Consider the following 24,106-nt stretch of genomic DNA (forward strand, 5'->3'; position numbering starts at 1 on the left):
CTCCGTGATGCGCCAGGGCGATGCGTTCGTCGTCAAGGTGAACGACTTCGTCACCCGCGCAACCGCCGTGCAACCCGCGCTCGGCTTTACCTCCAGTTTCATCAATGCCGGTCAGATCGGCTCCGATACGATCCGCCCGGGCGACACGCTTTCGCTGACGATCTGGGAGAACGTCGATGACGGGCTGCTCGCCAGCAAAGGCGCCAACGCGACCCAGCTGCAAGAGGTGCAGGTCGATGGCGCGGGCTTCATCTTCGTCCCCTATGCGGGCCGCATTAAAGCCGCTGGCAACACGCCCGACGGGCTGCGCCGCATCATCACCACCAAGCTCGACGCGCAAACGCCGGACCCGCAGGTTCTCGTGACCCGCGTGGCAGGCGATGGCGCGACGGTGTCGGTCATGGGTGCGATCAACGGTCAGGGCGTCTATCCGATCGAGCGGCCGACCCGGACGCTTTCGGCGATGATCGCCAAGGCGGGCGGCGTGTCGATCCCCCCCGAGGTCGCCAAGATCACCGTGACGCGCGGCGGCATGTCGGGCTCGATCTGGCTCAAGGATCTCTACGAGAACCCCAAGATGGACATCGCGCTGCGCAACGGCGACGTGATCCTCGTTGAGAAGGACCAGCGCGCCTTCACCTCGCTCGGCGCGACCGGCAAGCAGGCCCGCGTGCCCTTCGAGACCCAGACGCTTTCGGCGCTGGAGGCCATCGCGACGGTGGGCGGCTTGCAGTCGAACCTCGCCGATCCGACCGGCGTCTTCGTGCTGCGCAACGAGCCGGCCGATATCGCGATGAAGGTGCTTGGTCGCACCGATCTGGTCGGCGATCAGCGCATGATCTACGTGCTCGACCTGACCCAGCCCAACGGCATGTTCATGGCGCGCGATTTCGCGATCCGCGACGGCGACACGGTCTATGTCACCGAGGCGCCCTTCGTGCAGTGGCAGAAGACGCTCTCGGCGCTGACCCAGCCGCTGGGCACGGTCAACACGCTCAATACGCTCGCCGGGAACTAATGCTCCGCGACAGTGACCACAAGGCCGCCGGGGCGATCCCCCGGCGGCTTTTTTTCTACAATGGCGGGGTGCTGCGCCAGACGCGCCTGCGCGAGATTTTGCGGGCAGCAGGCCATGCCCCGCGCCTCGGCCTGCCCGGCCCAGACGATGGCGTTATGGTCTGGGGCCGCTCGCCCTATGCGGCACGCGGCGAGGCGGTGGCCGCCAAGCGCGGCGTGCCGCTGATCCGGGTGGAGGACGCGTTTCTGCGCTCGATCCATCCGGGCCGGACGGGCGCGCCGCCTTTGGGCCTGATCCTCGACCCGATGGGCGTGCATTTCGACAGCGCCCAGCCCTCGCGGCTCGAACATCTCCTTGCGACAGAGCCGCTCGACGATAGCGCCGTCTTGCAGCGGGCCCGCGACGGGATCGCCCGGCTGAAAGCCTCGGAGCTCTCGAAATACAACGATTTCGACCCGGGCCTGCCCGTCCCCGATCCGGGCTATGTTCTGGTAATCGACCAGACGCGGGAAGACGCCTCGATCACCCATGGCGGGGCGAGCTCCGCCACGTTCCGCGAAATGCTGGCCTATGCGCGGATCGAGAACCCCGGCGCGCGCATCCTGATCAAGACCCATCCCGAAACGCGCGCCGGGCTGCGGGGCGGCCATTACGGGCCGGAAGACTGCGACGCGAATTCCGAGATTTACGACGCGCCGGTCTCGCCGTGGAAACTGCTCGAAGGCGCGATCGCGGTCTATACCGTGTCGTCGCTCATGGGCTACGAGGCGATCCTCGCAGGCCACAAGCCGCGTGTCTTCGGCCAGCCGTTCTATGGGGGCTGGGGGCTCACGCAGGACGAAAACCCCGTACCCCGCAGATCGCGCAACCTGACGCGCGCGCAGATTTTCGCGGTATCGCATATCCTCGCGCCGATCTGGTTCGATCCCTGCCGCAAGCGCCTGTGCAGCTTCGAGGAGGCGGTGGATCAGCTCGAGGCCGAAACCCGCGCCTATCGCGAGGATCGGCAGGGCTATGTCGCGGGCGGCATGTCGCTATGGAAACGCCCGCATCTGCGCAAGTTCTTCGGGCGTCACGGGTCCCTACGGTTCAGCGAAACACCCGACCCGACGCGCCCCTATCTCTACTGGGCCACGCGCGCGGCCCCAGATGACGACCGCGACCCGATCCGCGTCGAAGACGGGTTTCTGCGCTCACGCGGTCTCGGCGCCGAACTCGTCCCGCCGCTCTCGCTGATCGCGGATCGCACAGGCATCTTCTACGACCCGACCCGACCCAGCGATCTGGAGGCATTGATCGCGCAGCCTCTGCCGCCGGGCGGCGAGGCGCGAGCGCGCAAGCTCATCCAACGGATCACGACTGAAGGCCTGACGAAATACAATCTCGGCGGCGCGCTTCCCGAACTGCCCCAAGGCCATAAGATCCTCGTGCCCGGTCAGGTCGAAGACGATGCCTCGATCCGGCTCGGCGCGGGGGAGACTTGCACAAATGCGATGCTTTTGGAGAGGACCCGGGCCGAAAACCCCGGTGCAGTTATCCTTTTCAAACCTCACCCCGATGTCGTCGCCGGTTTGCGTCCCGGCGAGGTGCCCGAGAAGGTGGCGAAGACATATGCCGATCTGATCCTGCCCGAGACCAACACGGCCGCACTGATCGACGCGGTGGACGAGGTCTGGACGATGACCTCCGGCCTCGGCTTCGAGGCGCTCTTGCGCGGCAAAGCCGTCACGCCCCTCGGGGCGCCCTTCTATGCAGGCTGGGGGCTGACGCGCGATCGCGGGGCTGTTCCGGCGCGCAGGACGGCGCGCCCGGATCTGCTGCAACTCACCCATGCCGCGCTCATCGCCTATCCGCGCTATCTCGACCCGCTCAGCGGGCTGCCCTGCCCGGTCGAGGTCGCGCTGGATCGTCTGAGCGAGGGCCGCACCCTACCGCGTGGGCCGCTCAACCGGATCGGCGCGAAGCTGCAGGGGGTATTCGCGTCCTACGCGTGGCTCTGGCGCCGCCAGCGGTGAAGCAGGTCGTCGCCGATGGGGCGACTTTCGACCAGCGTGTAACGCGGCGCAGAGGCCAGCGCACTCAGCCCCATATCGCCGACCCCGGCGCGACCATCCGCGCCCAGCACCATGCCCGCCGTGAAGCCGATCAGCTCGTCCACCAGTCCCGCATTGATCAGAGAGGCCGCGAACTTACCGCCGCCTTCGCAGAACACGCGCGTCAGGCCGAACCCGGCCAGAGCCTCCATCAGCGCCAGCGGATCGAGACCGCCGCCAACTGTCTCGGCCACCTCGATCAGTTCCGCGCCCGCTTCGCGCCAGTAATCTTTCGCCTCATCGGGAGCCTCGGCCCCATGGATCAGCCAAAGCGGCGCGACGTCCAGCGACCCGGCAAGCCGCTTGCGCGGTAGATCCAGTCCCGCCGAGGCCACGATCCGCAGCGGCTGGCGCAGCGGCGTGAAGCTGCGCACGGTCAGAAGCGGATCATCGGCCCGCGCGGTACCGCCGCCCACCATGACCGCGTCGAACTCGGCGCGCATCGCATGGACCAGCGCGCGAGACTGCGGCCCGGTGATCCATTGGCTTTCACCCGTGGAGGTCGCGATGCGCCCGTCGAAACTGCTCGCAAGCTTCAGCGCGAGCCACGGACGCGCGCGCGTCACGCGGCTCAGGAACCCGGCCTGCAGATCGCGCGCCTCCGTCTCCATGAGCCCGGTCTCCACCTCGATCCCGGCCTCGCGCAGCATCGCGTGACCGCCGCCAGACACCCGCGGATCGGGGTCTTCCATCGCCGAGACGACACGCGCCACCCCGGCCTCGCGCAGTGCCATCGCGCAGGGCGGCGTCTTGCCGTAATGGGCGCAGGGTTCAAGCGTGACATAGGCCGTGGCGCCACGCGCCGCCGCCCCCGCCTGCGAGAGTGCGCGCACCTCGGCATGGGGCCGCCCGCCCGGCTGAGTCCAGCCGCGCCCGACGACGCGGCCCTCTCTCACGATCACGCAGCCCACCGCCGGGTTCGGCCAGACATTGCCAAGGCCCCGGCGCGCGAGCGTCAGGGCCATCGACATGAACCGCCGGTCTTTTTCGGTCACTCGGGGTCGCCCGCTCCCGGCGGACGCAATTCGGAGACGAACTTGTCGAAGTCGTCCGCTTCCTGGAAGTTCTTGTAAACGCTGGCAAACCGGACGTAGCCGACCGTGTCGATCCGCGCGAGCGTCTCCATCACGATCTCGCCGATCACCTTCGAGGAGATGTCGGTCTCGCCCATGCTTTCCAGACGCCGCACGATGCCGGAGATCATCTGGTCGATCCGCTCGGGTTCGACCGGGCGCTTCTGCATCGCGATCCGGATCGAGCGTTCGAGCTTGTCGCGATCGAAATCCTCACGCTTGCCGGAGGTCTTGATCACCACGAGGTCGCGCAGCTGGACGCGTTCGTAAGTGGTGAAACGACCGCCGCAGGCCGGGCAGAACCGACGTCGCCGGATCGCGACGTGATCTTCCGCCGGACGGCTATCTTTCACCTGAGTATCGACATTTCCGCAAAATGGGCAGCGCATTCGCTTTCCCCCGTTCGTTGTCCCGCCTCACGATAGGGTCTGCATGCCCCTCTTATCCACAAGACCTTAGCCTAGCGTCGATGGTTTGGGTAGGAAAAATCTTTCGACCCCAGATGTGGCGGTTGCCTGTGGCGAATGAGACTCAGCGCATGAGGGCCATGACCTCGCGGCGATGCGCGCGGCTGCGATGTTCGAAAAGGTAAATTCCCTGCCACGTTCCGAGCGCCATACGCCCCGAAATGACAGGAATCTGCAAGCTGACCGGTAGAAGCGCCGATTTGATATGGGCCGGCATATCGTCCGGCCCCTCATAGGTATGGGTCAGGTAGGACATGCTGGGATCGGTCGTGGGCGGCACGAGCCGATGGAAGAATTCCTTCAGATCGGAGCGCACTTCCGGGTCGGCATTTTCCTGGATCGCGAGACTTGCCGAGGTGTGACGGATGAACAGCGTGAGCAACGCCTCCTCCGCATCGGCGCCCGCGACCCAAGCCGCCACGTCACGCGTGAACTCGTAGAGACCCGGGCCCGATGTTGCGATCTCGAACCGGCGATGCATCAGCTTTTCGGCGCGGGACGCGCCTCGGAGCGATCCGTCGCGACGATCGCGAGGCATTCGGGATTGATGTCCATGATCTTGCGCTCTTTCGCCCACACCGCATCGGCCTGCGCGCCGCTTAGCCCGCGCTTGACGATGGCCTTGGGTTGCGGCGTGCCGTCGCCCACCCCTGAGATCACCGAATAGGTGCCCCCGGCCTCTTCCTGCACATAAAGGAAACAGGTGCCTGCCTGATCCATGCGCGGCGTGCCCGATTGCATCGTGCCGACCTGACAGGCAGCGAGAACGAGAGGGGCGAGCAAAGCAGGGGCAAACTTAGACATGGTATCTCCGGTCATTGGGTCGCCTCAATTTGGACCGCCGCAATGCGACAGGCAATGCCTTTCGCCCACGCGCGCCACGCGAATTGGGCTAGCACTACGCGTAGGAAACCTCGGCACTACGGAACTGCGCGAGCAGGTAACTGAAACCGTAGCCGCAGGCGATGGAGGCGAAGATGATCTCACCGCCATCTTCGATCAAGCCGAGAAGCCATGAGAGCGGAGCGCCCTCGAACACGCTATGGATTGCGTCGAACCCCACTCCACAGATGATGAGGCCGAAGATCGAAGCGGAAAAGCGAAGCACATAGAGGCGCTGCTCCGGCGACCCGAAGCGATAAGCGAGCCACAGAAGCGCGACAACAACGACGCCCTGTCCCGCGAAATACACAAGCTCTCCGATCGTCTGCGCGGCATGCGGATCGGCGATGACTTGTTCGAACACCCCTTCCCGCAGAAACCGGCCTGCGTGTTCGTGCAACTGCTTGCTGTCATCGGCAAGCAGAATGGCGAAGACAGCGAATATGACTACGCTGACCGCATTGGGCTTCTTCAGAAACGACGCGATCATGAACACCATGATCGACGTCCATTTGAAGAACCCGAAACTCTCGGAAAAGCTGATATCGAGGCCGATATCGAACCGCCAGAACTGCCGGGCGATCAGCTCGTCGCCCTGATTGAGCCCCAAAACGTTGTAAGTGATGAAAATAGCCAGCAGCACTGCATCCACGAAAAGCAAAGCGAACAGAAACTTTCGCGTTAACTCGTCATTGAACGGTTTCAGCAGGGCTGGCGCGTAATTGCGCAGCCGCATTTAACTCCCCCCAACGAACACCCCAATTGTCCGTAAGGTGACGATAACACGATCAGGGGAATTTCAAACTTTCCAGCAACTTGAGGGACGAAAAAGCCGTTCCACCCCCCGAAATGCTCAAGAAATGTGCGAAATATGCGGTTTAGGGGCCGCCGCCTCGACGCAGCAATGCAAGCGGACCGCCCTCCGTCACGGCAAGTGAACGAGACCGTTCATCTTGCAGCCCAGCGGAGCAAGATCGGCTTCGACCGCGGCTTTATGTGCGTTGAATTCGACGTTATGGGCGTCGATCGCCTCTTGGCTCGGGGCATGGCCGGACTCGCGCTGCGCCGTGGTTTTCGCCTCCAGACGCGCAGCCTCTTCTTGATGATCGCTGGCGAAGACGGCCTTGGCCTTCTCCCAATTCTCGGCGATCTCGTCCTGGCTCTCCCCTTCGCAGGTGAAGAGATAGACCAGCTTGGCGGGCTTGTCGGGAATGTAGAATTGCGCGCGCTCGGCGGCGCTGGCGGACCCAGCGACCAGAAGGGCTACAGCCACGAACGTAGTGAAGACTTTCATGCTCCCCTCCCCCGGATGACATGAAAACGCCCCCGAAACCGGGGGCGTCCTGATCGAATGCTATTACTGGTCGAGGAACGAACGCATCTTGCGCGACCGGCTCGGGTGCTTGAGCTTGCGCAGCGCCTTCGCCTCGATCTGACGGATACGTTCGCGGGTGACCGAGAACTGCTGCCCCACCTCTTCAAGCGTGTGGTCGGTGTTCATGCCGATACCGAAGCGCATCCGCAGAACCCGCTCCTCGCGCGGGGTGAGCGAGGCCAGAACCCGCGTCGTCGTCTCCTTCAGGTTCTCCTGAATGGCGGAGTCGAGCGGCAGAACGGCGTTCTTGTCCTCGATGAAATCGCCAAGTTGGCTGTCTTCCTCGTCGCCGATCGGCGTCTCGAGCGAGATCGGCTCCTTGGCGATCTTCATCACCTTGCGGACCTTCTCGAGCGGCATCTGCAGCTTGTCGGCCAGTTCTTCCGGCGTCGGCTCGCGGCCGATCTCGTGAAGCATCTGGCGACCGGTGCGGACCAGCTTGTTGATCGTCTCGATCATGTGGACCGGGATACGGATCGTGCGCGCCTGATCCGCGATCGAGCGGGTGATCGCCTGACGGATCCACCACGTCGCGTAGGTCGAGAACTTGTAGCCGCGGCGATACTCGAACTTATCCACAGCCTTCATGAGGCCTATATTGCCTTCCTGAATGAGATCGAGGAATTGCAGACCGCGGTTGGTGTATTTCTTCGCGATCGAGATCACGAGACGCAGGTTCGCCTCGACCATCTCTTTCTTGGCCTGACGGGCTTCTTTTTCGCCCTTCTGAACCTGCTGCACGATGCGGCGGAATTCGGAAATGTCGACGCCGACATACTGGCCGACCTGAGCCATCTCCCCGCGCAGCTCTTCCACCTTGTCGGCGGAACGCTCGAACAGGGACTGCCAGGCGCGGCCCGACTTCGCCTGCATCCGCTCGGACCAGCTGGGGTCCAGTTCGTAGCCGCGATACTCTTCGATGAACTCGCGACGGTTGATGCGCGCCTGATCGGCGAGCTTCACCATGCCGCTGTCGATCGACATGATCTTGCGGTTGATGCCGTAGAGCTGGTCGATCAGCGCTTCGATCCGGTTGTTGTGCAGGTGAAGCGAGTTCACCAGCTCGACGATCTCGGAGCGCAGTTTCTGATAGGCGGCTTCCTCGGTGACAGAGAAGGAGCCATCCTCGTTCAGCGTCGCCGACATCCGCAGGTCCTGCATCTCGGCAAGCTGAGCATAATCGCGCGCGATCAGTTCGAGCGTCTCGAGGACACGCGGCTTCAGTGCGGCTTCCATCGCGGCGAGCGAAAGGTTCGCGCCTTCGTCCTCGTCGTCATCGTCGGATTGGATCGGGTTGCCGTCCGCGTCGAGCTCAGGCTCCGAATTGCCGCTATCTTCGGATTTCTTGCTACCCTCTGTCGTCGCCTCGGCTCCGACGGTGGGCGGTGCGATTTCTTCTTCTTCGCCTTCGACCCCTTCGAGCGAGTTGCCGAAGGTGGTCTCGAGGTCGATCACGTCGCGCAGAAGAATTTCTTCGTTGAGAAGTTCGTCGCGCCAGATCGTGATGGCCTGGAAGGTCAGCGGGCTCTCGCAGAGCCCCGCGATCATCGTGTTGCGGCCAGCCTCGATGCGCTTGGCGATGGCGATTTCGCCCTCGCGCGACAGCAGCTCGACCGAACCCATCTCGCGCAGATACATCCGCACCGGGTCATCGGTACGATCGAGCGTTTCCGAGCTGGTGGTCGAGACCGCGACTTCGCGCGACCCCGAAGCCGTCGTCGCGACTTCGCCGCCCTGGCTGCTGCTTTCTTCCTCATCGGCCTCTTCGGCTTCGATGACGTTGATGCCCATTTCGGAGAGCATCGACATGACATCTTCGATCTGGTCCCCCGAGACCTGATCTTGCGGCATCACCTTGTTGAGCTGGTCATAGGTAATGAACCCGCGTTCCTTCGCCTCGGCGATCATCCGCTTCACGGCGGCCTGACTCATATCGAAGGACGTCGCGTCGTCGCTCGGGGTGTCGGATTTATTGTCGTCGATGTCTTTGGCGGCCATGTGGGCTCCTCGGTCAGGGCTTGGTTGGGCTCAAGCTATGACGAAAGCGAATCATATCTCGTCTGTGTATCGAATCGCGGCGGCGAATCACAGGGGCGCGAGGGCTGTGGACAGAAAGTTGATTCTGAATGTGTCCGCAACAATTCGCTTTCCCGTAATCCGTTGGCCCGCAACCATCCGGCTCAATGTTTCTTACGCCAGATTTCCCCGTCGATCATGGCCTGAAGCGTCGCGGACAGCGCCGCTTGGTCTTCGCCCATATCGGAGGAGTCCTCCAGTTTCGATCTCTCTGCACGATGGCGAAGCGATGCTGCTTGCGCCAGACGCCATGTCACGCCTTCGTCGGCAAGCCCCGCCAGATCCTCCATCGCATCGGCGACCTCTTCGCGCACGGCGCGAGCGGCGTCCAGCTTGGCCAGTTCCTCGGTCAGGCACATCCGCGCCAAATCGAGGTTCTCAGCGTTGCGAACCGGAGGGGCAGAGCGCAAATGGGGCAGGTTCAACAGTTTTTCAAGGTCGGCCGCCATTTCCGCGTAAAGGTTTTTCGCGATTTCCGGGGCGGGCGCGGCGACATGGGCGAGCATCCGGTGCCGCAGCTGATCATGCGTCGCGTCGCGCAGCGGCACGGCTTCCAGTTCCGCCTCGAATTCGGCGATCAGCGCCGGGTGGGTGACGCAGATGCCGAGGATCATCGCCTCGCGCAGATGCTCGGCCACGTCGCTCGGCGCGGTCGCCAGAAGCGAGGAGCGCGTCTCGGGCAAGGCTGGCGGCGGCGCACCGAAGCGGCCCTTGCCGCGCTTGCCGCCGGGGCCGAAACCGCCCGGCGTGAAACCCCCGCGGGACCCTTGCGCACCGCCCTGTGGGCCAGCCTGCGGACCGGTGCCGAACAGCTCCCAGCGCAGGCGTTTGATCTCGTCTCCGTAATGGCCGCGAATCGAGGGATCCTGAATGCGCGCAATCGCGGCGCGCAGGCTCTTGTCCAGGGCCGCCCGGCGCTCGGGACTGTCGAAGACTTTCCCCTCAGTCTCACGTTGCCACAGCAGCGAGACCATCGGCTTTGCCTCGGCGAGGATCGTCTCCATCGCCTCGCGGCCCTGCTTGCGGATCACGTCATCCGGGTCGAGCCCCGGCGGCATGATCGCGAAACGCACGCCCTTCCCCGCCTCCAGCAGCGGCAGCGCGAGATCGATCACCCGCAGCGCCGCGCGCAGACCCGCCGTGTCGCCATCGAGCGCGATGATCGGCTCGTCATGGATGCGCCACATCAGGCGCAGCTGATCCTCGGTAATCGCGGTGCCCAGCGGTGCGACCGCCCCGCCGAAGCCCCCTTCGACCATAGCGATCACATCCATATAGCCTTCGCAGACCACAAGCGGCGCGCCCTTGCCGCAGGCTTCGCGCGCGGGACCGTGGTTATAAAGCGAGCGCCCCTTGTCGAAGAGCGCGGTCTCGGGCGAGTTCAGGTATTTCGCCGGATCGTTCGGATCCATTGCCCGGCCGCCAAAGGCGATGCAGCGCCCGCGCGGATCGCGGATCGGGAAGATGATACGGTTGCGGAAGACGTCGAAGGGTTCGCGCCCCTTCTGGCTGTCCTTCGCAAGCCCGGCGCCCTTGATCAGCTCGTCGGAAATCCCCTTCGCCTTGAGCGCATCGCGCAGCCCCTGCCAGCCGGGCGGGGCGAAGCCGATCTCGAAGCGGTCCACGGCGGGTTTGTTCAGGCTGCGCCCAGCCAGATAGTCGCGCGCGGCGCTTCCGGCCTGCGTGTTCAGATGGAGGCGGAAATACTTCACCGCCTCTTCCATCACATTGGCCAACTCGGTGCGCAGATCAGCTTTCTCCTGCGCCATCGGATCGCGCGCGGGCATCTGCATCCCGGCCTCACGGGCGAGGATTTCCACCGCCTCCATGAAGCTGACATTCTCGGTCTCGCGCACGAAGCTCAGCGCGTCGCCCTTCGCGTGACAGCCGAAGCAGTAGTAATAGCCCTTGCGGTCATCGACATGGAACGAGGCCGATTTTTCCTGATGGAAGGGGCACGGCGCCCACATGTCGCCCTTGGCCTGGTTCGACTTGCGCATGTCCCAAATGACCTTGCGCCCCACGACCTGAGCGATCGAGGAACGGCTGCGCAATTCGTCGAGAAATCCGGGTGGCAGGCTCATGCTCTCTATATTGTCTCCATGTGCGGCAGAGTCGAGAGGACCCGCTGAGCTACCCACAGCTTTCGGCCCCTCGGGTGGTGAAAACTTCGCGTCAGCCGAAGGTGAGAAATCCGCCCCTTGAGGCGAGTTAACCTAGTTTAAACGACTCAGTCTCTAAGACGACGCCCAGCGTCAGAAGCCCCTCAGATTGGTGGCCGATTGGGAAACTATCTCACACACGCTGCGGCATTCCATATTTAAAGCACAACAATTCCATGAAGTTAGACAAGGTTTTGCCTTAATTTCGCCTCAGGAATTATGCAGTTTCATCCGGTGATTTTTTTACGAGTTTTCTCCGCTGGCGGCGAGGCCATGGGACAAGGAGAAGGAGGTCGGGGATGAGGGACAAAACCGAACAAAACGGCTTGGCACGCCGTATCGAAGCCGCGCGCGCCCGAATGGGGCGGTTCGCGCAGGACGAGGATGGAGCGGTTTTCATCTTCAGCCTGCAGGTTTTGATCGTGCTGATGGTCATTGGCGGCATTGCGATTGATTTCGTCCGCCAAGACGAACGCCGTACGCTTATCCAAAGTTCGCTCGACCGAGCCGCGCTCGCCGCCGCCAATCTGGATCAGACGCTCGATCCCGCGACCGTGGCGAAAGACTACCTCTCCACCAGCGGCCTCGACTATCTCAATATCGAGCCCGTGGTCGAAGAGGGCGCGCAGAAGGAATACCGCCGCGTATCGATGACCGCGCAGGATGACATGCCCACGATCTTCGGTGACCTGATCGGCTTCGGCGTCGATTCCTTCCGCTCCAACACCGCAGCCAAAGCCGAGGAATCCATCGGCAATGTCGAAATCTCGATGGTGCTCGACGTCTCCGGCTCGATGGGTCAAACGGATTCCGGCTCCTATTACGGCGAGACGAAGATCGCCTCGCTGCGCGATGCCGCGACGAATTTCACCAACAAGATGTTCGACAACGTTCAGCCTCCGGGCGCGCCGGCCGGTCGCCTTTCGATCTCGATCGTGCCCTACAACCAGCAGGTCTCGCTCGGCCCCGATCTGGCGGCGGCGTACAATCTGTCGAACGATCACAGCTACAACACCTGCGCCGACGTGCAGCTTCAGGGTTTCAACAGCGTGAGCCTGCCGACCACCGGCCTGCAGCGCACCATGTATGGCTGGAGCTATGATCTCGTTGGCCAAGGCTACGGCGTGTACAAAACACTCTCGGAATCCTCCGAGAACTGCTACGAGCACAGCTATTCTGACGTGATGGCCTTCGAAGACAATCAGAACGACGTCGTGAACAAGATCGCGTCGCTGCGTGCAGGTGGCGATACCGCGATCGACATCGGCGCTCGCTGGGGCTTCGCGCTGCTCGACCCTTCGGCCAAACCGGTCTCAGCTGCTCTGGTCCAAAACGGGACGATTTCTGCTGATGTGGACGACCGCCCCCTGCCCTATCCGGCGACCGGTCAGAGCATCGATGAACGCTCGATGAAGGTGATGATCCTGATGACCGACGGTCAGAACACACGCACCTTCTCGACCTATATGAAGTACAGGACGGGCGATTCCGGCCTGTTCTCGATCGACAGTTCGACGGCGTTTAATGACGACAGCTCGACCATGTCGCACATGTACTGGTTCTCGCAGGAGCGCGCAGATCAGGGAGAGAAGCCCTATTACTCATTCGCCGATCGCAACTGGTATGCGCCCGAGGAAATCGGCGAGACCATCGCGACGAAAGTTTACGAGACGAAGTGCTATACGGATTGGCGGGGCCGCGAGCGTTGCTACCAGGACTCGCATTACGAGTATCAATTCGAGCCGCGTGATCTGCATGCGATCGACTGGCGCACCGTCTGGAGCAAGGGATGGACGCTGCAATATGTGATCCAGACCTTCCTTCTGCCGCCGCGCCAGCGCCTAGACCCGCAAGAATCCGTGGCTTCGATCTACGACGAGATGGCGATCTCCTCGATGTTCTCGGAGAAGGACAAGAACCTGCACGACGTGTGCCAGGCCGGGAAAAGCAAGGATATCATCGTCTTCACTGTGGCCGTGGATGCGCCCCAGAGTGGCAAGACGGCGCTCGCCGATTGCAGTTCGGGTCCGAGCTACCAGTATGACGTCGACTCCGCCAATCTCGCGGATGCGTTTTCCTCGATCGCGACGCAGATCTCTACCCTGCGCCTGACGAACTGACCGGAGAGCGCAGAGCATGGCATTGAGGCTGACGCATAAACGAGCCTTCCTGAGGGCGGAGGACGGGGCGGTGACGATCCCCGCCCTGCTCTGGATCGTGTTCCTGATCTTCTTCATGTTCGCCGGCATCGAGCTGGGCGTGATCTTCATCAAGCAGACCCTGCTGACCCGCGCGACCGAAGCCACGAGCCGGATCATCCGCATCGGGAACTACTCAAGCATCGACGAGAAAACGCTGCGCCACGAAATCTGCAAACAGGCGGGCTTCTTCGGGAACACCTGCATGAACCGGGTTTCGGTCGAGATGTTTCAGGTCGACAAGACGAACTGGACCTCCTCAATCGCCAATCACCCGGTGCGCTGCGAGGATTTCTCGGACGTAACCAAGCCACCGCCCTCCGGCACGCTGGAATCCGCCGCCCCGGATCAACTGATCCTCGTGCGGGTCTGCCTGCGCGAAAAGCCGATGCTGCTGGAAGATTTCATCGCACAAGCTTTCCTCGAAGCATCGCCAGTCGGCGCGGATGGCGATTACGCCTTGGTGACAACGACCGCGATCGTGATCGAACCGGCGGTCGCCTCTGCTGCAGGAGGGACCTGAGCGATGGTCATGGCAAAGATGCGCAATGTGTTCCGCCGCTTCCTTGACGACGAGACCGGATCCATCCCGATCGAAGGGCTGATGGCCTTCATCATGCTGTCGGGCTGGCTGATCCTGTCGATCGAAATGTATGACGTGTTCAAAATTCGCGGCGCCGCGACACGGGCCAATGTAACGGTCTCGGACCTGATCTCGCGTGAACGGGATCCAATCGGCCCGAAATTCGTCGCAGGCATCAAACAGGTCTACGATTTTGCGACCGGCAATAGCGACCCTTCGCGCAGCTGGATGCGTGTGACCTTGGTGAGTTGCTGGGACGATCCGCAGGATTTGAACCACGCCTGCAACGATCCCACCGAAGGCAGCGACGCAAAAAAGGTGAAGCTGGACGATTCCTTTGCGACCGGCCTGGCGCAAAAGTACACGCAGGAGGCGCTCGATCTCGAGGCGGACCGCATTCCGGTCCTCGCGGCGGGCGACCAGGCGCTGATCGTGGAGACGTCCTACGCCTATGATCTCCCCTTCAAGTTGTCGGAAGCCTACAAGGCTTATCTGACGTCGATCGGCAAAGATCCCACGAAGCATTTCGTTGGCTTCCACGACGCGATCTCGTTCGACAATTTCATCGTCACCCGGCCGCGCGTCGCCCGCCTGACGTGGAGCGACGCAAACTGAGCGGTAGCTCGAACGCCGCGCTCAGCCGTGATCGCGCCAGCGATTGACGATCGGATAACGGCGATCCAGCCAGAACGCCTTGCTCGACAGGCGCGTGCCCGGCGCGGACTGGTGGCGCTTCCATTCCGAGATATACAGCAGATGCTCGACCTTCTTGATCGTCTCGCGCTCGTAGCCCTCGGCCACGAGATCGGCGACCGAAGCGTCGCGCTCCACCAGCCCTTCGAGAATACCGTCTAGCACCGGATAGGGCGGCAGGCTGTCCTCGTCCTTCTGGTCGGGGCGTAGCTCTGCGGAGGGCGGTTTGTCGATGATCTCGCGCGGGATCACCTCGCCTTCCGGGCCCTTCATCCAGTCGCGGTAATTCGTATTGCGCCAGCGGCAGGTTTCGAAGACGCGGGTCTTGTAGAGATCCTTGATCGGATTGTAGCCGCCCGCCATGTCGCCATAGATCGTGGCATAGCCCACGGCCATTTCCGACTTGTTGCCAGTGGTCAGAAGCATTTCACCGAACTTGTTCGACAGCGCCATCAGCATCACGCCGCGCAGGCGCGACTGGATGTTTTCCTCGGTCACGTCGGGCTCGGTGCCTTCCATCAGATGGGCAAGCGCATCCGAGACCGCATCGCGCGCCCCGTCGATCCGCACCGTATCGAGACGCATCCCCTGACGCTTTGCCAGATCGGCCGCGTGATCGAGCGAGCCCTGCGAAGTGTATTCCGAGGGTAGCATCACGCAATGCACCGCCTCCGGCCCCAGCGCATCCGCCGCAATCGTCGCCACCAGCGCGGAATCGATCCCGCCCGACAGGCCGAGCACGACCTTGGAGAAGCCCGACTTGCGCAGGTAATCGCCAAGGCTTTCGACCATGGCGCGGTAATCCTGCTCCCATTCCGAAGGCTGCGGATCGTCGCGGCCCGCAAAGCAGGCCCAGCCTTCGCCGTCACGCTCGAAATCGACATGGTCGATGATCTCGTCGAAAGGCGCGAATTGCGCGGCCAGTTGCCCGTGACGGTTCAGCACGAAGCTAGCCCCGTCGAAGACCTGATCGTCCTGCCCACCGACCGAGTTGAGATAGGCGAGCGGCAGCCCGGTCTCGACCACGCGCGCGACCATATGGGTCATCCGCACGTCGAGCTTGCCCCGGTGATAGGGCGAACCGTTCGGCACGATCAGGATCTCGGCCCCGGTCTCGGCCAGCGTCTCGGCCACATCCGGGTGCCACGCATCCTCGCAAATCGGCGTCCCGATCCGCACGCCGTTGATCGCGTAGGGCCCGGAAATCTGACCGGTATCGTAGATGCGATACTCGTCGAAAATCCCGTGATGCGGCAGATCGTGCTTTAGCATCCGCGCGACCAGCGCGCCGTCCTTCCAGACCCAATAGGCGTTATACTGCCCCTGCTCGGTCCAGTAGGGCCCGCCGATGCCCAGCGCCGGACCATCGGTGATGCGCGCACCCAGCGCCTCCATCGCGGCGACCGCGTCGCGCACGAAAGCGGGCTTCGCGATCAGGTCCTGCGTCTGGTAGCCGGTCAGGAACATCTCGGGCAGCACGACCATGTCGGCGCCCGCGCGCTTGCCCTCTTCCCAGGCGGCGAAGGCCTTCTCGGCATTGGCCTCCAGCGCGCCCACGGTGGGGTTGAGCTGGGCCATGGTGAGGCGGAAACGATCGGCCATAAGCGTCCTCGGGGCTGTTACCGCCCCTCATTTAGCAGAAAACGATGGGGTGAAAAGGGGATGGCTGCCCTGCATTTGCCGCCCCTCCCGTGACGCCCCTCAACACGACCGCCCCGACACGCTCCCCTGCCCGCTTGTCAGGCTACCCCCGCGCAATTAACCTTTCCCCAAGCACGGCAGAGCGCGAATCCACGCGCTCGCGAGACCGGAGCACAGGCAGCACCATCAGGGGGCACGCATGGCAGGCGCGCAGCTTCGCATCGCGACATTGGCAGTTCTGATCGGCTGGACCGCGCAGATCGCGCCGGCGCAAGAGGTCATCACCAAACAATACGATGACGGCGGCCTCTATGAGGGCACCTTCACCGATGGCAAGCAGGACGGCTATGGCAGCTACAAGCTGCCCTCGGGCTACGAATACGAAGGCCAATGGGTGATGGGCGAGATCAAGGGCAAGGGCCGCGCGCGCTTCCCCAACGGCTCGATCTACGAGGGCGAGTTCGATCACGGCAAGCCCAACGGAAAGGGCAAGATCACCTTCGCCGATGGCGGTACCTATGAGGGCGACTGGCTCAACGGTCAGATCACTGGCACCGGCACCGCGCATTACGCCAACGGCTCAGTCTATGAGGGCCAGTTCCGCAACGCGATGCATGACGGCAAGGGCACATTGGAGAGCGCGAACGGCTATCGCTACGAGGGCGACTGGCTGGGCGGCGTCAAGCAGGGCAACGGCAAGATCACCTATCCCGACGGCTCCACCTATGAGGGCCAGATGGCGCATGGCCAGCGCGACGGCACCGGCACGCTCACCATGGCGGACGGTCTGACCTATGTCGGCGACTGGAAAGCCGGCCAGATGAACGGTCGCGGCAAGCTGACCCAACCCAATGGCGATGTCTACGAGGGCCAGATGGTCAACGGCAAGCGCCACGGCTCGGGCAAGGTCACCTATGCCAATGGCGACACCTACGAGGGGGACTTCCTGCTCGACAAGCGCCACGGCACCGGCACGTTCCGCGGCAAGGACGGCTATGTCTATACCGGCCAATGGAAAGAGGGCCGGATCGAAGGTCAGGGCAAGGTGCAATATCCCGACGGCTCGGTCTACGAGGGCAGCTTCAAGAACGACCTGCCCGACGGTCAGGGCAAGATCACCTATCCCGACGGCTCCAGCTACGAGGGCGGCTGGGCGCATGGCGTCATTCAGGGCACCGGCACCGCGCGCTACGCGAACGGGCTCGTTTATGAGGGCGAGTTCAAGAACGCGCGCAATGACGGGAAGGGCAAGATGACCTACCCGGACGGCTACAGCTACGAGGGCGACTGGGTGAACGGGCAGCGTGAGGGCCAGGGCACCGCGCGCTATGCCGATGGCACGACCTATGAAGGCGCCTTCAAGAATGGTCAGCGCGACGGGACCGGCAAGCTGACCATGCCCGATGGTTTCACCTATGAGGGCGAGTGGCGCAACGGCGCGATCGACGGCCAAGGCCGCGCGACCTATGCCAATGGCGACACCTATGTGGGCAGCTTCTCGAATGGCAAACGCGAGGGGCAAGGCACGATGACCTATGCCTCCGGCACGGTGGCGAGCGGCGAATGGTCGAACGACAAGCTGCAGGATACCAGCGCGCCTGCGACGCAGCCCACGCCCGATGCCAGTACCGAGACCCCGCCGGCCCCGGCGAACGAACCGGCCACGGCGGAGCCTTCAGCGAACTGATCCGCTCTTCTAACAGGCCTACAGCGCCTCGCCCTTGTCGAGCTTCGCGAGCAGCGCCTCCGCGGTCTTCAGCTTGGCGTCGCGCGTCTCTTTCTTCTGCTTGTCCCAGTTACGATAGACGAGCCCCATGCGCGGATTGCCCTCGAAGCGGTCGCGATGCCGGTCGAGGAAATGCCAGTAGAGGCTGTTGAACGGGCAAGCCTTCTCGCCGTCCTTCGCCTTCACGTCATAGGCGCAACCGCCGCAATAATCCGACATCTTGTCGATATAGGCGCCCGAGGAAATGTAGGGCTTCGAGGCCACCACCCCGCCATCCGCGAACTGGCTCATCCCCGCCGTGTTCGGCGCCTCCACCCACTCATAGGCGTCGATATAGACCGCGAGATACCAGTCCTGCACTTGGCGCGGGTCGATCCCGGCCAACAGCGCGAAATTGCCAGTCACCATCAGACGCTGGATATGATGGGCATAGGCCAGATCGCGGGTCTGCCCGATCGCGGCTTTCATGCAGGCCATGTCGGTCTCGCCCGACCAGTAGAACCACGGCAGGTCGCGCTTGTGGTTGAGCGCATTGCGCGACGTGTAATCCGGCCCTTCGCGGAAGTAGATCCCGCGCATATATTCGCGCCAGCCGAGGATTTGCCGGATGAAGCCTTCCACCGAATTGATCGGCGCATTGCCTGCCTTGTAGGCCTCCTCGGCAGCCTTGCAGACCTCCAGCGGCGAGAGCAGCCCGAGATTGATGCACGATGACAAGATCGAGTGATGCAGCAGCCGGTCCTCGGCCAGCATCGCGTCCTGATAGGTTCCGAAGTCGCGCAGATTGTGAGCGATGAAATGCTCCAGCGCGCGTTCGGCCTGCGCGCGGCTGACCGGCCAGTTGAATTCCTCGAGCGATCCGAAATTGTCGGGGAACTCCGCCTCGACCATCTCGAGCACCTCCTGCACCAGCGCATCCTTGCGGAAGGTCGGCGCGGGCTCTCGGAACAGGTCGGGCTGGGCGGGCTTGCGGTTCTCCTTGTCGAAATTCCACTCACCGCCCGCCGGATCGTCGCCCTCCATCAAGAGCCCCGTCTCGCGGCGCATCTCGCGGTAGAACCACTCCATCCGCAGTTCCTTGCGCCCCTCGGCCCACTCCGCGAAGCGTTTTTCGGAGCAGATGAAGCGGTCGTCAGGCAGTTGCCGGATCTTGAGCGGCACGCTCTCGAAGGCCTGACGCAGACGCCATTCGCCGGGGGCGAGCGTCACCACCTCCTCGGCCCCCTCTTCCTCGGCGCGGCGCGCGAATTCGCCCACCAGCGAGCCTGCGTTGTCGTCGTCGGTCAGCTTCGTATAGCGAACATGCCAGCCGTCGCGCTCCAACTCGTCGGCGAAGCGACGCATGGCGGCGAAGGTCAGGGCCAGCTTCTGCTTGTGATGGCCGGTATAGGTCGCTTCCTCGCGCACCTCGGCCATGACCACCACATCCGTGCCCTTGTCGCCGCAGCGCAAAGCCGCGCCATCATGGCTCAGCTGGTCGCCCAGCACCGCGATCAGCTTAGTCATAGATCATCTTTCGGGTCATGCCGCCATCGACGACCAACACCTGCCCCGTCACGAAGCCGGCATCGGCAAGGTACAACACCGCGTCGGCGATGTCGGAAGGCTCGCCCACCCGGCCCACCGGATGCAGCGCGTGATCCTCTTCGCTCAGGGCCTCACCGCTCGAATTGATCCAGCCGGGCGCGATAGCGTTGACGCGCAGCTCCGGCCCGAGGCTCACCGCCATCGCGTGGGTCAGCGACGTGACGCCGCCCTTCGCCGCCGCATAGGCGAAGGTGTCAGGCTCGGATTGCAGCGCGCGCGTCGAGGCCATGTTGACCACCGCGCCGCGACCCTTGCGCAAGGCGGGCAGAGCCTCGCGCGTCATCAGGAACGTGCCCGTCAGATGCGGGTCGATCCACCTATGCCACGCTTCCAGCGTCAGTTCCTCCAGCGGTCCGCATTCGGGATTGGCCGGACCGCCATTATTCACCAAGAGATCGAGCGTCTCGAACCCGGCCTCCGCGACGGTGGCGCGAATGTCATCCTCGCTCCCTAGATCGCAGCGGATCGCCTGCAAGCCTTCGCGCGCCTCCAGCGGGTCGATATCCAGATCGAGCGCCGCGACCTGCCAGCCGCGATCCAGCAGCGCCTCGGTGATCGCGCGGCCGATCCCGCGCGCGGAGCCGGTGACGATGGCGTTTCGGGTTACCATGGGATCTCCTTGCCTGCGTAATCGTAAAACCCGCCCGATTGCGCGGGGGTCAGCCCGTCCAGCACATCCAGCAACCGGCGCGCGGCGTCTTCCGGGGCGAGCTTGTCGCGCGGGTAATCGGCGGTAAAGGGGGTGTCGACCGTGCCGGGATGCAGCGCCGCGACCACGAGCTGCTTGTGAGAGCGCCCCAGTTCGATCGCCGCGCCGTGCAGCACCTGGTTCAGCGCCGCTTTCGAGGTCCGATAGCTATACCAGCCGCCCAAGCCGTTATCCCCGATCGAGCCGACCCGCGCCGAGAGCGCCGCAAACCGTGCGGGCTGGTCGCGGGGCAACAGGCGGGCGGCGTGTTTCAGCACCAGCGCCGGGCCCATCGCATTCACGGCGAACTGGGTCTGCAATTCCTCGGGCGTCAGATGCGACAGCGCCTTTTCCGGCGTGCCAAGTGCGCCCGAGGCCACGAAGATCAGATTGACCGGCCCCTCGATCTCGCGCAAACCCGCCTCGACCGAACGCTCATCCGTCACATCGAATCCATCGCGCGACCGCGACAACCCCTTCACCGCGAAGCCGCGCGCTTCCAGCTCTGCCCGGATCGCCGAACCGATCCCGCCCGTATCTCCGATCACGATTGCCTGACCCGCCACCTTGTCCTCCGTCATATGCGCCAAAAGGCTACGCGCCCCCGCCGCGAGCGGTTCCTTTTTTGCTTTTCATTTATCACTTGGCGCCTATAGTGCCCCCCATGACACGGGTTAAGCATATTCAACTCACCGCAGCCGGGGCTCTCGCCCAAGGCGCGATGCCCCGTGGTCTCCTTCTTCTTAGCAGCCTCTGAGCGTGCCTTCGGGCGCGAACGCTCAGGGGTAACCAGCGCCCGGACAACTTCCGAAAGCCACCGCGCAATGCTGGCCTTCGGGACCAAGTAACGCTAAGAGCCAAGACGAAAGAGACTAGCAGATGGCCCAGACCATGATCGACAAAAACCGCGTTCTGATTTTCGACACGACCCTGCGTGATGGCGAGCAATCGCCGGGCGCGACGATGACCCATGACGAGAAGCTCGAGATCGCCGATCTGCTCGACGAAATGGGCGTGGATATCATCGAGGCCGGCTTCCCCATCGCCTCGGAGGGCGATTTCGAAGCCGTCAGCGATATAGCGAAACGCGCCAAGTTCTCGACTATTTGCGGGCTGGCCCGCGCGAAGCTGCCCGATATCGACCGCTGCTGGGAGGCTGTGCAGCACGCGAAATCGCCGCGCATCCACACCTTCATCGGCACCTCGCCGCTGCACCGCGCGATCCCGAACCTGACGATGGACGAGATGGCCGACGTCATCCACGAGACCGTCAGCCACGCGCGCAACCTGTGCGACAACGTGCAATGGTCCCCGATGGATGCGACCCGGACCGAGCATGACTACCTCTGCCGCGTCGTCGAGATCGCGATCAAGGCGGGCGCCACCACGATCAACATCCCCGACACGGTGGGTTACACCGCGCCGACCGAATCCGCGGACCTGATCCGGATGCTGCTCGAGCGTGTGCCGGGCGCCGACGAGATCATCTTCGCGACCCACTGCCACAACGATCTGGGCATGGCGACGGCGAACGCACTGGCCGCGGTCGATGCAGGCGCGCGCCAGATCGAATGCACGATAAACGGTCTGGGCGAGCGCGCGGGCAACACCGCGCTCGAAGAGGTCGTGATGGCGATGAAGGTCCGTCAGGACATCATGCCCTACCAGACCCATATAGACACGACGAAGATCATGAACATCTCGCGCCGCGTGGCGCAGGTTTCGGGCTTCCCGGTGCAGTTCAACAAGGCGATCGTCGGCAAGAACGCCTTCCTGCACGAAAGCGGCATCCACCAGGATGGCGTGCTGAAGAATGTCGAGACCTTCGAGATCATGAAGCCCGCCGATATCGGCCTCAACGAGGCGAATATCGCGATGGGCAAGCACTCGGGCCGCGCCGCGCTGCGTGCGAAGCTCAAGGATCTGGGCTACGAGCTGGGCGACAACCAGCTCAAGGACGTCTTCGTTCGCTTCAAGGCGCTGGCCGACCGCAAGAAGGAAATCTACGACGAGGACCTGATCGCGCTGATGACCGACAGCGCCGCGAACACCGCGGATGACTACCTGCAGGTGAAATGGCTGCGCGTCGTCTGCGGTTCGGACGGGCAGGAAGCCGAGCTGAAGATGCTCGTCGACGGCGAGGAGAAATCCAGCAAGTGCCAAGGCGACGGCCCGGTCGATGCGGTCTTCAACTGCGTCAAGGAAATCTACCCGACGCAAGCGAAGCTGAAGCTCTATCAGGTGCATGCCGTGACCGAAGGCACCGACGCGCAGGCGACCGTTTCGGTCCGCCTCGAAGAAGACGGGCGGATCGGCACGGGGGCGGCGTCGGACACCGACACGATCCTCGCCAGCGTGAAGGCCTATGTCGGCGCGCTCAACCGCCTGCGCTTGCGCAGCCAGAAAACCGCGCCCGACGCGGATGTGAAAACGGTGAGCTACAAGCTCTGAGCCGACCACAAATTGCACAGGTTTCGGGCAGCTCGCGAAGGGCTGCCCATTTTCATTTCGACACCGCGCGAAATCGCCGATTTCAGCACGATTTCGTGACGTATCGCATATCTGTAATTTCAAGCACTTTTTCCGGGCAAAATCCGCCCAAAATGTTGAAAAAGGTCAATCCCTTGGCCCAGCCTCAGCGGATAACCGCAAGGGGGCCTTGCCTACGGCGCAAATCCGCTTCCCCGTAAGGGCCGCTTTGACTATACGAGGCGCGGGCCGTGGCTTGGCGCGAGTCGCGGTGTTTCTAAGAAATTTGGGATGGGACAGGCGTAATATGGTTGGTGGGATCTTCTCCTCGGACATGGCGATCGACCTCGGGACGGCGAACACGCTGGTCTATGTCAAAGGCAAGGGGATCGTGCTGAACGAACCCTCAGTGGTCGCCTATCACGTCAAGGACGGCAAAAAGCAGGTGCTGGCGGTCGGTGAAGACGCCAAGCTGATGCTCGGCCGGACCCCCGGCTCGATCGAAGCGATCCGCCCGATGCGCGACGGCGTCATCGCGGATTTCGACAGCGCCGAGGAAATGATCAAGCATTTCATCCGCAAGGTGCATAAGCGCTCGACCTTCTCGAAGCCGAAGATCATCGTCTGCGTCCCGCATGGCGCGACTCCGGTGGAGAAGCGCGCGATCCGTCAGTCGGTTCTCTCGGCAGGTGCGCGCCGCGCCGGCCTGATCGCAGAACCGATCGCAGCGGCCATCGGTGCCGGCATGCCGATCACCGACCCCACGGGCTCGATGGTGGTCGATATCGGCGGCGGCACGACCGAAGTTGCCGTCCTCTCGCTCGGCGACATCGTCTATGCGCGCTCGGTGCGCGTGGGCGGCGACCGCATGGACGAGGCAATCATCTCCTACCTGCGCCGCAACCAGAACCTTCTCGTGGGCGAATCCACTGCAGAGCGGATCAAGACCACGATCGGCACCGCGCGGATGCCCGATGACGGGCGCGGCATGTCGCTCCATGTGCGCGGCCGCGACCTGCTCAACGGCGTGCCGAAAGAAACCGAAATCACGCAGGCGCAAGTCGCCGAGGCGCTGTCCGAGCCCGTCCAGTCGATCTGCGACGCGGTGATGCAGGCGCTGGAAACGACCCCGCCGGACCTCGCCGCCGACATCGTCGACCGTGGCGTGATGCTGACGGGTGGCGGTGCGCTGCTGGGCGAACTGGATCTGGCCCTGCGCGAGCAGACGGGCCTCTCGATCTCGATCGCCGATCAGTCGCTCAACTGTGTTGCGCTCGGCACCGGCAAGGCGCTTGAATATGAGAAACAGCTTCGCCACGTCATTGATTACGACAGCTGAGCCGGGACCGGGATCGCACCACGCCCGGCCAGTGAT

The 24,106-nt window shown here is 63.3% G+C and carries 20 protein-coding genes; 8 read left to right on the top strand and 12 right to left on the bottom strand.

Annotated elements, in window-relative coordinates; all coding sequences use genetic code 11:
* Positions 1-7: 7 nt before the first annotated feature.
* Both BMI88_RS09800 and BMI88_RS09805 read left to right on the top strand, forming a co-directional pair.
* Entirely contained in the window at positions 8-1,018 is a 1,011-nt protein-coding gene (locus tag BMI88_RS09800; protein WP_246831859.1) for a polysaccharide biosynthesis/export family protein, read from the top strand.
* A complete protein-coding gene (locus BMI88_RS09805; protein WP_078548171.1) occupies positions 1,018-3,033 on the top strand; it encodes a capsular polysaccharide biosynthesis protein in 2,016 nt (671 codons plus the stop codon). The genes BMI88_RS09800 and BMI88_RS09805 overlap by 1 nt, the downstream gene beginning before the upstream one ends.
* Here the strand turns inward: BMI88_RS09805 and ribD are convergent.
* From ribD to dnaG, 8 genes are all read right to left on the bottom strand, one after another.
* Positions 3,003-4,106: a bifunctional diaminohydroxyphosphoribosylaminopyrimidine deaminase/5-amino-6-(5-phosphoribosylamino)uracil reductase RibD gene (gene ribD, locus BMI88_RS09810; RefSeq protein ID WP_078548173.1), complete on the bottom strand. Its 1,104-nt coding sequence runs from the start codon at positions 4,104-4,106 to the stop codon at positions 3,003-3,005. The two genes, BMI88_RS09805 and ribD, sit on opposite strands and share 31 nt — an antisense overlap.
* Complete coding sequence (nrdR, locus tag BMI88_RS09815; protein ID WP_075774214.1) at positions 4,103-4,573, bottom strand: transcriptional regulator NrdR; 471 nt, start codon at positions 4,571-4,573, stop codon at positions 4,103-4,105. The genes ribD and nrdR overlap by 4 nt, the downstream gene beginning before the upstream one ends.
* Positions 4,574-4,715: 142 nt before the next feature.
* Positions 4,716-5,132 (bottom strand): secondary thiamine-phosphate synthase enzyme YjbQ, encoded by a 417-nt coding sequence (locus BMI88_RS09820; RefSeq protein WP_078548175.1) that lies wholly within the window; start codon positions 5,130-5,132, stop codon positions 4,716-4,718.
* Positions 5,132-5,455, bottom strand: a complete 324-nt coding sequence (locus BMI88_RS09825) for a hypothetical protein (protein ID WP_143595002.1) — start codon at positions 5,453-5,455, stop codon at positions 5,132-5,134. The genes BMI88_RS09820 and BMI88_RS09825 overlap by 1 nt, the downstream gene beginning before the upstream one ends.
* Before the next feature lie 94 nt (positions 5,456-5,549).
* On the bottom strand, positions 5,550-6,269 hold the full coding sequence (locus BMI88_RS09830; protein ID WP_078548179.1) for a hypothetical protein: 720 nt from the start codon (positions 6,267-6,269) through the stop codon (positions 5,550-5,552).
* A 189-nt stretch (positions 6,270-6,458) separates the two neighbouring features.
* Complete coding sequence (locus BMI88_RS09835; RefSeq protein ID WP_078548181.1) at positions 6,459-6,827, bottom strand: hypothetical protein; 369 nt, start codon at positions 6,825-6,827, stop codon at positions 6,459-6,461.
* A gap of 63 nt (positions 6,828-6,890) precedes the next feature.
* Positions 6,891-8,906 (bottom strand): RNA polymerase sigma factor RpoD, encoded by a 2,016-nt coding sequence (rpoD, locus tag BMI88_RS09840; RefSeq protein WP_078548183.1) that lies wholly within the window; start codon positions 8,904-8,906, stop codon positions 6,891-6,893.
* A gap of 182 nt (positions 8,907-9,088) precedes the next feature.
* Positions 9,089-11,068, bottom strand: coding sequence for a DNA primase (dnaG, locus tag BMI88_RS09845; RefSeq protein WP_078548185.1), 1,980 nt, complete (start codon positions 11,066-11,068; stop codon positions 9,089-9,091).
* Between the two features lie 377 nt (positions 11,069-11,445).
* On the opposite strand from dnaG, the gene BMI88_RS09850 reads away from it, so the two are divergent.
* Genes BMI88_RS09850 through BMI88_RS09860 form a run of 3 tightly spaced genes read left to right on the top strand, consistent with a single transcriptional unit; the run spans position 11,446 to position 14,542 of the window.
* On the top strand, positions 11,446-13,266 hold the full coding sequence (locus BMI88_RS09850; protein ID WP_078548187.1) for a TadE/TadG family type IV pilus assembly protein: 1,821 nt from the start codon (positions 11,446-11,448) through the stop codon (positions 13,264-13,266).
* Between the two features lie 16 nt (positions 13,267-13,282).
* On the top strand, positions 13,283-13,867 hold the full coding sequence (locus tag BMI88_RS09855; protein WP_143595003.1) for a hypothetical protein: 585 nt from the start codon (positions 13,283-13,285) through the stop codon (positions 13,865-13,867).
* A gap of 3 nt (positions 13,868-13,870) precedes the next feature.
* A complete protein-coding gene (locus BMI88_RS09860; RefSeq protein ID WP_078548191.1) occupies positions 13,871-14,542 on the top strand; it encodes a hypothetical protein in 672 nt (223 codons plus the stop codon).
* Between the two features lie 21 nt (positions 14,543-14,563).
* Here the strand turns inward: BMI88_RS09860 and BMI88_RS09865 are convergent, their stop codons facing one another.
* On the bottom strand, positions 14,564-16,222 hold the full coding sequence (locus BMI88_RS09865; RefSeq protein ID WP_078548193.1) for an NAD+ synthase: 1,659 nt from the start codon (positions 16,220-16,222) through the stop codon (positions 14,564-14,566).
* A 238-nt stretch (positions 16,223-16,460) separates the two neighbouring features.
* Here BMI88_RS09865 and BMI88_RS09870 point away from each other — a divergent pair, with 238 nt between their 5' ends.
* Entirely contained in the window at positions 16,461-17,948 is a 1,488-nt protein-coding gene (locus BMI88_RS09870; protein WP_078548195.1) for a 2-isopropylmalate synthase, read from the top strand.
* An 18-nt stretch (positions 17,949-17,966) separates the two neighbouring features.
* Here BMI88_RS09870 and BMI88_RS09875 read toward each other — a convergent pair whose 3' ends face one another.
* From BMI88_RS09875 to BMI88_RS09885, 3 genes are read right to left on the bottom strand one after another with little or no spacing between them, the layout of a single operon-like run.
* Entirely contained in the window at positions 17,967-19,493 is a 1,527-nt protein-coding gene (locus BMI88_RS09875) for a cryptochrome/photolyase family protein (RefSeq protein WP_078548197.1), read from the bottom strand.
* Positions 19,486-20,184 carry an SDR family oxidoreductase gene (locus BMI88_RS09880; protein WP_078548199.1) on the bottom strand — a complete coding sequence of 233 codons (699 nt, stop codon included), beginning with the start codon at positions 20,182-20,184 and terminating at the stop codon, positions 19,486-19,488. The genes BMI88_RS09875 and BMI88_RS09880 overlap by 8 nt, the downstream gene beginning before the upstream one ends.
* The gene (locus BMI88_RS09885) at positions 20,178-20,828 is read right to left on the bottom strand and encodes an SDR family NAD(P)-dependent oxidoreductase (RefSeq protein ID WP_246831860.1); all 651 of its coding nucleotides are present in this window, start codon (positions 20,826-20,828) and stop codon (positions 20,178-20,180) included. The genes BMI88_RS09880 and BMI88_RS09885 overlap by 7 nt, the downstream gene beginning before the upstream one ends.
* 325 nt (positions 20,829-21,153) lie before the next feature.
* On the opposite strand from BMI88_RS09885, the gene BMI88_RS09890 reads away from it, so the two are divergent.
* Together BMI88_RS09890 and BMI88_RS09895 are read left to right on the top strand one after the other, a co-directional pair.
* Entirely contained in the window at positions 21,154-22,713 is a 1,560-nt protein-coding gene (locus BMI88_RS09890; RefSeq protein WP_078549760.1) for a 2-isopropylmalate synthase, read from the top strand.
* Between the two features lie 325 nt (positions 22,714-23,038).
* Positions 23,039-24,070 (top strand): rod shape-determining protein, encoded by a 1,032-nt coding sequence (locus tag BMI88_RS09895; RefSeq protein ID WP_038064670.1) that lies wholly within the window; start codon positions 23,039-23,041, stop codon positions 24,068-24,070.
* Positions 24,071-24,106 lie beyond the last annotated feature (36 nt).

The organism is Thioclava sp. F36-6 (assembly GCF_002020305.1).
Classification (GTDB): Bacteria; Pseudomonadota; Alphaproteobacteria; order Rhodobacterales; family Rhodobacteraceae; genus Thioclava; species Thioclava sediminum.